This is a genomic window from Planktothrix prolifica NIVA-CYA 540 (assembly GCF_963864145.1).
GTDB lineage: Bacteria > Cyanobacteriota > Cyanobacteriia > Cyanobacteriales > Microcoleaceae > Planktothrix > Planktothrix agardhii.
In genome coordinates, this window is record NZ_CAWLTW010000001.1 from 4,048,082 (window position 1) to 4,060,556 (window position 12,475).

Annotated in this window: 12 protein-coding genes; 6 read left to right on the top strand and 6 right to left on the bottom strand. The window is 41.7% G+C overall.

Translation table 11 applies throughout. From position 1 onward, the window contains the following. Window positions 1-105: 105 nt before the first annotated feature. Entirely contained in the window at window positions 106-1,047 is a 942-nt protein-coding gene (locus tag AC559H_RS17800; RefSeq protein WP_026795421.1) for a spermine/spermidine synthase domain-containing protein, read from the bottom strand. Between the two features lie 547 nt (window positions 1,048-1,594). After that, the gene (locus AC559H_RS17805; protein WP_330943250.1) at window positions 1,595-2,200 is read right to left on the bottom strand and encodes a bile acid:sodium symporter family protein; all 606 of its coding nucleotides are present in this window, start codon (window positions 2,198-2,200) and stop codon (window positions 1,595-1,597) included. A gap of 310 nt (window positions 2,201-2,510) precedes the next feature. Here AC559H_RS17805 and AC559H_RS17810 point away from each other — a divergent pair, with 310 nt between their 5' ends. Together AC559H_RS17810 and AC559H_RS17815 are read left to right on the top strand one after the other, a co-directional pair. Beyond that, window positions 2,511-3,311, top strand: a complete 801-nt coding sequence (locus AC559H_RS17810; protein WP_043938054.1) for a class I SAM-dependent methyltransferase — start codon at window positions 2,511-2,513, stop codon at window positions 3,309-3,311. Window positions 3,312-3,574: 263 nt separating this feature from the next. Next, entirely contained in the window at window positions 3,575-4,810 is a 1,236-nt protein-coding gene (locus tag AC559H_RS17815) for an RNA-guided endonuclease InsQ/TnpB family protein (protein ID WP_026795419.1), read from the top strand. Window positions 4,811-4,865: 55 nt separating this feature from the next. On the opposite strand, the gene AC559H_RS17820 is transcribed toward AC559H_RS17815, so the two are convergent. Continuing rightward, a complete protein-coding gene (locus AC559H_RS17820; RefSeq protein WP_036834177.1) occupies window positions 4,866-5,072 on the bottom strand; it encodes a hypothetical protein in 207 nt (68 codons plus the stop codon). A 199-nt stretch (window positions 5,073-5,271) separates the two neighbouring features. Here AC559H_RS17820 and AC559H_RS17825 point away from each other — a divergent pair, with 199 nt between their 5' ends. Further along, the gene (locus AC559H_RS17825; RefSeq protein ID WP_026795417.1) at window positions 5,272-5,685 is read left to right on the top strand and encodes a hypothetical protein; all 414 of its coding nucleotides are present in this window, start codon (window positions 5,272-5,274) and stop codon (window positions 5,683-5,685) included. Between the two features lie 178 nt (window positions 5,686-5,863). Here AC559H_RS17825 and AC559H_RS17830 read toward each other — a convergent pair whose 3' ends face one another. Both AC559H_RS17830 and AC559H_RS17835 read right to left on the bottom strand, forming a co-directional pair. Continuing rightward, the gene (locus AC559H_RS17830; RefSeq protein WP_233423102.1) at window positions 5,864-6,499 is read right to left on the bottom strand and encodes a hypothetical protein; all 636 of its coding nucleotides are present in this window, start codon (window positions 6,497-6,499) and stop codon (window positions 5,864-5,866) included. Window positions 6,500-6,570: 71 nt separating this feature from the next. After that, entirely contained in the window at window positions 6,571-7,404 is an 834-nt protein-coding gene (locus AC559H_RS17835; protein ID WP_026787796.1) for a TlyA family RNA methyltransferase, read from the bottom strand. 60 nt (window positions 7,405-7,464) lie between these two features. Between AC559H_RS17835 and AC559H_RS17840 the strand changes: the two genes are divergently transcribed. Next, on the top strand, window positions 7,465-7,587 hold the full coding sequence (locus AC559H_RS17840; RefSeq protein WP_267879853.1) for a hypothetical protein: 123 nt from the start codon (window positions 7,465-7,467) through the stop codon (window positions 7,585-7,587). Between the two features lie 203 nt (window positions 7,588-7,790). Here AC559H_RS17840 and apcB read toward each other — a convergent pair whose 3' ends face one another. Beyond that, a complete protein-coding gene (gene apcB / locus AC559H_RS17845) occupies window positions 7,791-8,300 on the bottom strand; it encodes an allophycocyanin subunit beta (protein ID WP_026787797.1) in 510 nt (169 codons plus the stop codon). Between the two features lie 178 nt (window positions 8,301-8,478). Between apcB and glnA the strand changes: the two genes are divergently transcribed. Next, window positions 8,479-9,900, top strand: a complete 1,422-nt coding sequence (gene glnA / locus AC559H_RS17850; RefSeq protein WP_026795415.1) for a type I glutamate--ammonia ligase — start codon at window positions 8,479-8,481, stop codon at window positions 9,898-9,900. A gap of 281 nt (window positions 9,901-10,181) precedes the next feature. Continuing rightward, window positions 10,182-12,422 (top strand): FdhF/YdeP family oxidoreductase, encoded by a 2,241-nt coding sequence (locus AC559H_RS17855; RefSeq protein WP_026795414.1) that lies wholly within the window; start codon window positions 10,182-10,184, stop codon window positions 12,420-12,422. Window positions 12,423-12,475 lie beyond the last annotated feature (53 nt).

Genomic DNA, 12,475 nt, shown 5'->3' on the forward strand with positions numbered 1-12,475 from the left:
TACACAGGACTCGGGTATCGGGATGTATTGTACTAGATTTTGGTGAATTGTTAACACTCTCCCACCTTAAAATAATGGGAAAGTGTTCAAATAGATGACTATTGATTAAGCGTTAGTCCCTTTGCCAAAGAATTTCGGCGGTTCAGCTAAGGTATAAATTTCGGTTTCGGCGTCGATCGCATCCCGCAGATGTTTGGGAACTTGCAACATTCCTAACATCGTTATCCCATCAAACATCTTTAGCCCAGAGGTGGTTTGCTCTTGTAGAATCTTATCAACATTTTCCGGTTCAGGACGGGTATTAATCGGTTGGGCAGAAACGATAATAAAACTCCAGGGACTTCCGTAGGTGGAAATATAACTGGTATAGGAGTGAACATGGGGAAAAACCGTTTTCAGGGTATTCACCAGGCGGACGTGCAGTTTCATCTCATTCGGGGAAACCGGGCCAGCTTGAATTACCCCATAGCCATCGGGGGTTAAAATTTGACGAATTTTTTCAAAATATTCCTTGGTGAACAATTTAAAAGATGGCCCATCTTCAATCGGATCGGATAAATCAGAAATCACAATATCCCATTTTTCCTCAGTCTGATCTAAAAAGTCGATCGCATCCCCGATAATCAATTGAGTACGGGGGTCATCAAAGGCATTTTCGTGCATTTCTGGCAGATACTCTTTACAGGCTTCGACCACATCCCCATCTAAATCAATCATCGCGACACATTCAACAGTTTTCCAGCGTAAAACCTCCCGAATGGTCGCCCCTTCTCCCCCGCCCAAAACCGCAACTTTTTTAGGAGCGCCATGATAAACGGAGGCGACATGGACTAATGGCTCATGATAGAGAAATTCATCTCCGGTACAAGATTGCCATTTACCATCAAGAACTAAGGCTTTTCCATAGGCCCCGGTTTCGACCACATACATATCTTGATAGGGGGTTTTTTTATAGACTAATACCTTGGTAATTCCATGAACATAAATATCCCAAGGTGTGATATACTCACTTACCCAAAAATCAGCTTTTAGTTCGCTACCCGACATAATCACTTCTCCTAAAAAAATACAGATCCAATGTTCTAGGGTAGAACATTCTGGATCTGCTACAAAATGTTAAATTGGCTTAACTTAACCTTAATCTTATACTTACTAAAACGTCTCTAATTTTTAACCATTGTTCGTTTACGCCAAATTGTTTGACATCCTCCCCGCCGTAAAACGGGCGGGGGTTCCTCACCACGCCATCTTTTTAGGATGGTCGCTGAATGGGGTTGACGCTTCATAGACTGTTGCTACACAAAAAGTAGTCTTATACTGTCTCCACGCCCGTTTTAAGTCTCGGAATGCCCTCCCGCGACTTTGAGTTTAACCTCGTTTACAAGTTAAACTTTTTGTTAAATTTGTTGTTAACCAATGCGTTCAAGGTTGGACTTTACCATTGCCTTACATCCGCTTCCCCTTTCTCATCGTCAACCCCACAGGACTGTCAACCTTGATATTTGTTTCGGAGTATCTTTGATAGGGTGGGTTTTTTCACACCACTGGTATGTTAACAAAAAACCACAGCAATTCGGTAGTTTTGTTATTTATCTTAATAAAAAGCCGTCGTAGAACGACGGGGTTTTAAACCCATTTTTTCGATAATCACAACCAACAACAGCATAAATTTGGCAATTTTGGTCACGGGTTCTAACAAATCCTCTGCCAACTTGGGTGCATATTCAGCCAGCAAAACACCAATTCCCATAGGTAACACCTGAGCAAAAAAGATTTGTTTGCCAATTTCTTGGGGTGACAACCAGGCTTCATTGGGGGAGAACTGAGCCAAAATCAGAGCCGTTAAGGGAATACTAATAATTGACAGAATGCACACCGTAAACTGTAAGCTGGCGACAAATTTGGCATTTCCCCCCGCTTGTAGGCTTTTAAACGGAATCATCGGCGCACCCGGACAAGCAATCATCGCCCACATCCCAATCTGTTGTGCCACCGTCAAACCTGGAATCAACATGGTTAATGCCCCTAATAAGGGCACGGCAATAAATACCGAGACTAGCGATCGCAGCATTAGAGATGGTTGTTGACATAACCAGATCACATCCTCAAACTTCCAGCGAATTGCCATCGAAAACATCAGAGCAAAGATGGTCAGTTTGGCATAATTATTGACACTCTCAGGTCTGAAGACACGCTCGATTCTGCGGACAGGATTAGTTTAATCTAATTCTCGCTACGATTGCCGCATCAGGATGGGTCATAGCCAAGGATACCGAGTCCAGTGTCACGGTTAGAATCACTGTGAAAACTGCAAGAACACTGATCAGAAAAGCCTGGCTAGAAATTCTTTTAGAAATCAGATAGGATTTTAAGGGAAACATAAATTAACTGTCCTGGATACTAAGGAGAAAAAGTAGCTGCTGATCTAATTTATCTGGATAATAGTAGTTAATCACGAACAGAATGTTGGATAATAAAGAATGACAAGTAAATTCTGCCTTACTTCTACCATGAATACTAAGACCGTAAACTATGCGCCCATGGCTCCTGTGTCTTATTGGGATGCACAATTATACGATAGTCACCATAGCTTTGTCTCCAATTTAGCTGTGGATCTCTTGGAATTGCTTGATCCCCGTATAGGGGAACACATTCTCGATCTCGGTTGTGGTACAGGTAACTTGAGTTACAAAATTACAAACACCGGGGCTGAAGTGATCGGTATTGATAAGGCCTCAACCATGATTAAAAAGGCCAATAAAACCTATCCCGGTCTGAATTTTTTGGTTATTGATGGAGCTAACTTAGTCTGGAAAGAACAGTTTGATGCGGTATTTTCCAATGCGGTTTTACATTGGATAAAGCAACCAGAAAAAGTCATTTCTGGAGTTTGTCGAGCCTTAAAACCCGGCGGACGTTTTGTGGCAGAATTTGGCGGGAAAGGCAATATTGATACGATTATTACAGCAATTGATCAGGCTTTAGATGCTGCGGGATACCCTAAAAATAAAACCCTGAATCCCTGGTATTTTCCAAGTATTAGCGAATATGGAATGCTTTTAGAAACTCAAGGATTTGAGTTAAAGCTGGCAACGTTGGTGGAACGTCCCACTCCATTAACGGATGGAGACAAAGGCTTAAATAATTGGTTGAGAATGTTTGCTGGAGAATTTTTTCAAGGGATTCCAGCCTCAGAACAAATACATATTATGAACGATATCGAAAGTCGCTTACGTCCCAAATTATTTAAGAATGGGACTTGGATTGCTGACTACAAGCGGATTCGGATTGTAGCTAATAAAATTAAGTAGTAAATTACACGGGGGAAAGGGAATATTCTAATCAATTTTATCCCTTTCCCTCTCAATAACTCAATTGTCGTAAGTCCCCGATCATTGGTATGTCGGGTTTAATATTCGCTTTACCAAAAAGCGAGTGGAAAGCCCCCGACTTTAGGCGTGGGGATGAACACGGTGGTGGCCCTTCGACTACGCTCAGGAGAGCCTTTAGCCACCTTGAAGAAGTTTGTCACAAAAATAGCTTTATCTGCAATACCTTATGATAAAATAGAATCATGATAGTTAGAGAAGCCAAACTACTGCACGGAACCAAGGAGCAATACAAGGCTCTTGATGAAGCCATTCGTACCGCACAGTTTATTAGAAATAAATGTGTTCGGTACTGGATGGATAATCAAGGAGTAGGTAAAGCTGGTTTGTATGCGCTATGCAAAGACTTAGCCGCATTATTTCCTTTTGCCAAAAAGTTAAATTCGGCGGCTCGTCAAGCTAGTGCAGAAAGAGCTTATGCTTCTATTTCTAGTTTCTACAGTCATTGTAGAAAAAAAGAAAAGAAAAAAGGCTATCCCAAATTTAAAAAATATTGTCGCTCTGTAGAATATAAGGTTTCGGGATGGAAACTATCTAATGACTGCATGAATATTGCTTTCACCGATGGTTTTGAGATTGGAACTTTGTCTGTCTATTGCAACAATGAAACAAGGGAAGACCTATTTCGATTAAAAATCAACCGTGTTCGTGTGGTCAAAAGAGCAGATGGGTATTATGCTCAATTCTGCTTTGATACTGACCGCAAGGAACAGGTTGAATACACTGGTAACGTTGTCGGGTTAGACCTGGGATTAAAGTATTTCTTCAAGGATCAAAATGACAATGCTGTGGTGTATCCTCAGTTCCTAAGAAAATCTGAGCGCAAATTAAAAAAGGCTCAAAAACAATTAAGTAAAAAGTTTGTGAAAGGGGCAAAACCCCAATCTAATAATTATCATAAAGCTCGGAAAAGACTGGGTAAAACCCACCTGAAGATTCAAAGACAGCGCAAAGACTGGGCGATTAAGCAAGCTCGGTGCGTAGTTCACTCTAACGATGTGATTGTCTATGAAGATTTAAAGGTGTCGAACATGGTCAAGAATCATCACTTGGCTAAGTCAATTTCCGATGCTAGTTGGTATCAATTCACCCAATGGTTAGACTACTACGGAAAAATATGGGATAAGGCAGTTGTGGCTGTTTCGCCTAACTATACTTCTCAAGATTGTTCTAGTTGCGGTTATCGGGTGAAAAAGTCATTGAGTACCAGAACCCATTCCTGTGCTAATTGTGGAATAGAGATTTGTCGTGATACAAATGCGGCAATTAATATTCTTAAAAAAGGCATGGGAATTCTGGGAATAAGGTGCCAAAACAGTACCTTTGGGCAAAAGGGATCTGCCGAGCAATCGGGAAAGCATGGGGAGAAGACCGCCTCTACTATTGATGGGAAACCAGAGATAGCAAGTGGATTTCTGTGAACCATGAACAAGAATCCCCCGCATTTATGCGTGGGGAGTATGTCAACCAATTGATTCACTCAGGAAAATCCGGTAAAATCCATTTGGGGGGCTGCGTTCTTTTCTTCCGCATCGCTTCCTCCGCCATTTGTAACATTTGATCTAAGGATGTATTATTGATAAAGTTCTCCGTGTCTGGGATATATTCCCGATTAGGGCATTTATCCCCCAAAACACAGCCATTCACACAGGCTTCCGCACAATTAATTGATGTTTCTATCATCGGTTTCTCGTCTCCACGTTATCGGTGTTAGATTTAGGTTTGCTTCCAGGTTAGGATTCAAAACCCCATACCTTCTGAAGTTCGTTTTAAAAATTCTAACGTGAGTTTCAGCTAAAAAAATAGTTGATTACTAATTATATGATAGAATAGGTTGAATTGGGCAATTTAATTAAGACTCAGATCTTTTCTCGGAGTCCCTATGAGTCATTTTATCCGCCGTTTCAAAAAATTACCTTGGCTATCTTTATTACAAAGTGTCGCCTTGACTTATTTAATAATTGCGATCGCAGAAATTTTTACCCTCTGGGGAATCACCCACTCTCCAGCATTCAAACAAATTATGCTTCTTTTATTGACTCCTCCCCTGGGGATGTTGATTATATTTGGAATGGGGGTGGGGGTGGGAGCCCTATCAATTTATTTAATAGAAGTTCAGCCCTCTAAAGTTATTCTTAATGTTGCTTGTTTATGGGCATTATTTATTAGTTTATTAATTGTTTTATTCCTCTATAAATCCATCTTTCCCCCTGTGATTTTACTCAGTACCTCTCAAATTACCACCATGGGAATTTTAATCGGTCTATTTTGGAAAGGTAGACCCTATTGGCGTTGACATTCTCACCCGGTTTCGTCTTTTTTCTCCAAACCAACTTTTCCCCAGATTAGTTCCCCAGACGACTTGACAAAAATCTCGATTTAGGAGATAATATCTTTACGGCTAACATGACTATACTCTTGACTTTTTAGTCAACACAATAACCCACTCAATCCCTTAACCCTCTAAAATCCAACTATTTCACCACAATCTTTAATCCTTCTCGATAATGGGCGATCGCCGTAATCACAGCAACCGAAAAATAAAACATCCGAATTCCCCAAAAACAAACCCCCATAATTATCGTAATTAAAGTCGGAGGAATCCCGCTTACCCGCACAAATTTAGAGTTAATTTGCTGTTCCAAACGTTCTAATTCCTGCATTTGCAGTTGTCGGGTTGGAACCATCGGAAATTGTCCAGTATATAAATAAAACCCAAAAACCCCATCCTGATTAATTCTACGTTTAAGAAAAGAATCAGCTACCGTTTGCGCTTGATGGAAGGAAAGATCATCATCCTGAGCAATATCCTCGACCCAAAGATTGTATTTAACCACTTGAGGAACCGCTAAAATAATTGGAATTAAAATAATCAGAAAAACTTGACTAATTTTTCGAGCATCGGTCGTAGGTAACAAACCCGTTGCGACTCCTAATCCCATCCCCAAAATCGCAAACACTAAAATATTGAGTAAATCAATAATTTCCAAACCCCTAAGTAAATCGCCAAATATAAAAATGGGGTAAACAAATCTATGGGCGAGTTTCAGGACTAAAACCTTAATTGCGATCGCCACAACCGTCAAGACCAATGCAGAGAAAACAAACATGAAAGCGCTGATGACATAAATCGTAATCCGCTTTAGTAGTTTGGGTAAATTCATTAAAGAGATTTAAAAGATTAAGGGTGACTCTGGGATTGGGTTAGGGACTGTTGGGCGAGTTGAGTAATTTGGGCGATCGCCAACTCAGAAGGAAAGGGTTGACCGACCGTATGCAACCATAACAAATACTCAATATTTCCGGCCGGGCCCTGGAGAGGCGACCAAGTTAAATCTCGATATTGCCATCCCAAGGATATCGCCACAGAACCCACCTGAAAGATAGCACGGGCGTGATCCTTAGAATCTCGGACAACTCCCTTTTTACCCACCCGTTCTCTACCTACTTCAAATTGAGGTTTGACTAACAGTACCACTTCCCGATTCGGCTTTAATAATTGCCACAATGGGGGCAAGATTTTGGTTAAAGAAATAAATGATACATCCACAACGGCAAAATCAGGATAATTTTCGGTTTGATCTAATTCTCCATACAACTGATCGGGAGTTAAATAACGCAGGTTTGTCCGTTCTTTCAAAACCACCCTGGGATCATTTCTAATTCCCCAGTCTACTTGTCCATAACCCACATCCACACCATAAACTTTTGTCGCCCCGGCTTTTAATAAACAATCAGTAAAACCTCCAGTGGAAATTCCCCCATCCAGACAGACGCGATCGCTCACCTCAATTTTAAATTCCTCCAGCGCTTTAGCCAGTTTTTCCCCCCCTCTGGAAACAAAACGCGATCGCTGTTTCACCTGAATCTTAGCTTCTACATTAACTTCCGTCCCAGGTTTATCAATCATTTGTTGATTCACTAAAACCGATCCCGCCCGGATTAAACCTTGAGCCTGTTGGCGGGACTCACATAAATTCAGGTCTACTAATAAGGTATCGAGTCGTTGTTTCACAGGTCAGGGGGAGTAGGGAATGGGTCATAAACTGATAACTGATGCGTTTTAAGTGGAGAATTGATTCATATTATTTATCCCAACGGCAAAGTAGAAATGACTACCGCCCAAAATATTGAGAACAACCCGAAAGAATATGATCTGGAAACCTGTGTAGTTTGGGGTCGATTTGAAGAATTTTAAGCAATGTTTAAAAGCCAGACTCCTGCGGAATTATAATTTAATTCTTAACCCAAAACCCTTGAAACCAATTAAGGCGATGCTCCCAAGTTATTATTGATCGCCCTATTTTTTTATCAGCCAAATCAAGCCTAACCCCTATTATACCCATGGGCTTAATAAGAGTTGGCTGTTTTATTTACTTGAAAAAAAATCGAGTCAAGGAGTTAAATATCCTGTTCACTCAATTCGCGAATTAAATGATCAAAAGGTTGTTCTAAATAATCTCCAGTGGGCAACCCGGCAGCAGCAACCTGAGCAGTAACTAAACCTTTCAGAATCCCGATCCCGAAAACAGTAGGGCCAACGGGAACGCTCAAGGAATTGTAAGTTTCCCGTAAACCTTGAAGCACCCGTTCATCCAAAACATCCGTATTCCCGGCCACCAGAGCATAGGTAGCATAACGCAGGTAGTAGCCCATATCGCGTAAGCAGGCTGCATAGCGACGGGTAGTGTAGGCATTTCCCCCAGGACGAATCAACTCAGGAACCTCGTCGAACAAAGCCATAGCAGCTTGTTTAACCAAATCCGCAGCATTGCCGTTGATCACCCCAGCAGCTTGAACTCTGGTTGTCCCCGTTGCAAAATAGGACTTGAGTTGATCGAGGGCGTCCCGATCTAAATAGCGACCCGTTCTGTCGTAATTTTTTATTAAGCTGGTAACGGCATCTTGCATGAAGTCTATCTCCCTATATAATATCTTTCAATTATTCTGAAGTCGCGACGTGTTGTATTGTAACACTCAATACAAAACTTAATCAATCTGACTCACTATGATCAGCCAGATGCTTTGTCAGTCCAACTGCCAAACCTGTCAGAGATAATCAAGAAGATTTTTGAGGAGATATTCATCCATGCCAGAGACAGCCCAAGAGGTCTTATCGTTAATCGAAGACCAAAAGATTCAAATGATTGACCTGAAATTCGTGGATATGCTAGGAACCTGGCAGCATCTAACGGTACACAACAGCCAAATCGATGAATCCTCCTTTACAGACGGCGTACCGTTTGATGGTTCCAGTATTCGCGGTTGGAAGGCCATCAACGAATCTGATATGTCCATGGTGTTAGATCCAAAAACAGCTTGGATTGATCCCTTCATGGCAGAACCGACTCTGAGCATTATTTGTAGTATTCAAGAACCCCGTACCGGAGAACCCTACAGTCGATGTCCCCGGGTGATTGCCCAAAAAGCCATTGATTATTTGGTTTCGACCGGAATGGGGGATACGGCATTTTTTGGCCCGGAAGCGGAATTCTTCATTTTTGATGATGTTCGCTTCGACCAAACCCAACATTGCGGCTATTACTATGTCGATTCCGTTGAAGGTCGTTGGAATTCGGGACGGGAAGAACCCGGTGGTAACTTAGGCTACAAACCCGGCTACAAAGAGGGCTATTTCCCCGTAGCTCCCACGGATACGTTCCAAGATATCCGTACCGAAATGCTATTAACCATGGCTAAATGTGGGGTTCCCATTGAAAAACATCACCATGAAGTGGCCACGGGTGGACAGTGCGAACTCGGTTTAAAATTCGGGACGCTGGTTGAATCCGCCGATAACTTGATGATCTACAAATATGTGATCAAAAACGTCGCTAAAAAATACGGCAGAACAGTCACCTTCATGCCCAAACCCGTTTTCGCAGATAACGGCTCTGGGATGCACGTCCACCAATCCATTTGGAAAGATGGCAAACCTCTGTTTGCTGGCGATAAATACGCGGGCTTCAGCGACATGGGGCTGTGGTACATCGGTGGCATTCTCAAACACGCTCCAGCGTTGTTGGCCCTAACCAACCCCAGTACCAACTCCTACAAACGTTTAGTTCCTGGGTATGAAGCTCCGGTGAACTTGGCCTACTCTCAAGGCAACCGTTCGGCTTCTGTGCGGATTCCTCTGTCGGGAAATAACCCCAAAGCCAAACGTTTAGAGTTCCGGTGTCCTGATGCCACCGCTAACCCCTATATGGCCTTTGCAGCCATGCTCTGTGCCGGGATTGATGGGATTAAAAACCAAATCGATCCGGGTGAACCTTTGGATGTGGATATCTACGATCTCAGTCCTGAAGAATTGCGGAAGATTCCTTCGACCCCTGGTTCTCTGGAATTGGCCTTGGAAGCCTTGGAACAGGATCACGCCTTCTTAACTGAACCCGGTGTGTTCACGGAAGACTTTATCGCTAACTGGATTTCCTACAAACTCGATAACGAAGTTAACCCCACCCGGTTACGTCCCACTCCCTACGAGTTTGCTCTTTACTACGACTGTTAATTTTCATTAAATCCGTGGGAGCGGAATTGACGAAAAGCCCCACGCTGACCTAAAATGGGTTGGCGTGGGGTCAATTATTCTTTGTCCTAACTTCCCTGGCAGTTGCTCTATCTCTTTTTTGTAGCTGCTATAGCAACCGCCAAGGCAGTTAGGACACCAGACGGATCTTAGAACCCAGACGGTGAAGTATTTTCCCCCCAGATCCGGCGTTACCTCCCCCCTAGCCTGCCGTGCACGGGGGGTTTGGGGGGGGCTATTCCCTATTCCCTGTTCCCTGCTATATGACTCAACCAACTGACTCCCACAATTCTCCGTCTACGGGTGGCGGTTTGCCCGTGTTGCAATATTGGGTGGAAAAAAGTATCTCGCCTCAAGGGTTAAAAATCTGGGAAAAATTGAATCATCAAAGTAGTTGTTTATCCTGTGCTTGGGGGACAGGAGGACAAAAGGGCGGTTTTGTTAATGAAGCTGGGGAATATTTACAACGTTGTATGAAAAGTGTAGAAGCGATCGCAGCCGAGTTACAAGAAGGCATTAAAGCGGATTTTTTTCAATACTTTACTATTCAAGAATTACAACAATTAGACTCTCAACAATGTGATCATTTAGGTCGGTTAAGCTATCCGATTATTTTAAGAAAAAACAGTAATTATTACGAACGAATTAGTTGGAAAGAAGTTTATCAAATTGCAGAAATAGAATTTCAAAAAAGCCCTGAAAGAATTGCCAGTTATAGCTCAGGACGCTCCTCAAATGAAGCTGCTTTTCTCCTGCAATTAATGATGAGGGCATTAGGGAGTAATAACTTAGCCGATTGTTCCGATTTATGTCATGCCCCTTCTACCGTAGGTTTAAAAGAGGTTTTTGGCAGTGGCACATCCATGGTTAGCCTAGAAAGTCTTAAAGAGTCCGATTGTGTGGTTTTAGTCGGTTCAAATGCCCCCGCTAATCATCCCCGATTAATGAATGAATTAATTAAAATTCGGGATAAAAATGGTAAAATTATTATTATTAATCCTCAAATCGAAGTCGGGTTAGTTAAATTTGCTTCTCCTGCCTTTCCAATTAAATCCTTACTCAAAGGCGGCTCAGATATTTCTACCCTTTATTTACAACCCATTCCTGGTAGTGATGTGGCGGTATTTGTGGGGATTCAAAAATCCTTAATCGAACAAAATTTAATTGATTTTGAATATTTAAACCATCATACCGATGGTTGGCAAGAAGTAATTCAAAACGCGGAAAATACAACTTGGAAAACCATTACTCAAACCTGCGGTTTATCCCAAGAAGAAATCGAAGAAGTTGCCTATACTATTGGAAAATCAAGTAAAGTTGTCTTTGCTTGGGCGATGGGAATTACTCACCATACCAACGGAGTTGATAACGTTAAAAGTATTGCCAATACCGCTTTAATTACGGGGAATGCGGGTAAATTAGGGGCGGGGACAATGCCCATTCGCGGACATTCTAATGTTCAGGGTTTTGGCTCCATGGGAGTTACAATTAGATTAAGTGAATCCATAAAACAAGGCTTAAAGGAACTTTTAGGACAAACTGTTACTGAAACAAAAGGTTATTCTGCCCGGGGTTTAATTACTGCTGCATTGGAGCAAAAAATTGATACATTATTTTGTTTAGGGGGAAATTTATATGCTGCTAATCCCGATTTAACCGAGACAAAACAGGCTTTATCTAATATTGAAACAATATTTTATGTCGCCACAAAACCCAATTTAGGTCATTTTCATGGTTTAGCACAGGAAAATACTATTATTCTTCCTGTATTTAATCGGTTTGAAAATCCTCACCGCACAACTACCGAATCAGGTAATAATTTTGTCCGCTTAAATGAACCCGGTACAACCCATCTTAACTCCCCCGAAGCTGATTTAATTTCAGAAGTTGAATTAATCACAGAAATTGCGAGTCGCTTATTAGGAGAAAATCCGATTCATTGGAAACGGTTACAAGATACTCAATATATTCGAGAGTTAATTGCTAAAACCATTCCCGGTTACAGTAAAATTGCTGAAATTGATCAATCTCAAACGGAATTTACCATTGATGGACGTATTTTTACTAAACCTCATTTTGCTACAGCTAATGGTAAAGCCCAAATGACTATTACCCCGTTACCACAGTTAACAATTCCCGATAAAGAATTTTTTGGAGTCACAGAAGATACTCCAGGTTTAGTATTAATTTTAGGCACGGGTCGAGGTTACGGACAACATAATACCGTTGTTTATAATTCGGCGGATAAATATCGAGGAATGCCTCACCGTCACTGTATTTTAATGAATCTCGAAGATATAAAAAACGCGGGTTTTCAACCCCATCAACGGGTAAAAGTTCGAGGAGATGCGGGGGAATTAGAACATATTGAAATCATTGCGGGTAATATTTTACCTGGTGCAGCATTTATGTTTTATCCTGAAGCCAATATTTTATTTAAGGCACAAATTGATCCTTTATCGGAAACCCCAGCCTATAAAAGAGTCCCTATTTTTGTTTATTAGATAACTACCTAAACAAAATTAATTACAAATCCTCTAGCCCCCGTGCACGGGGG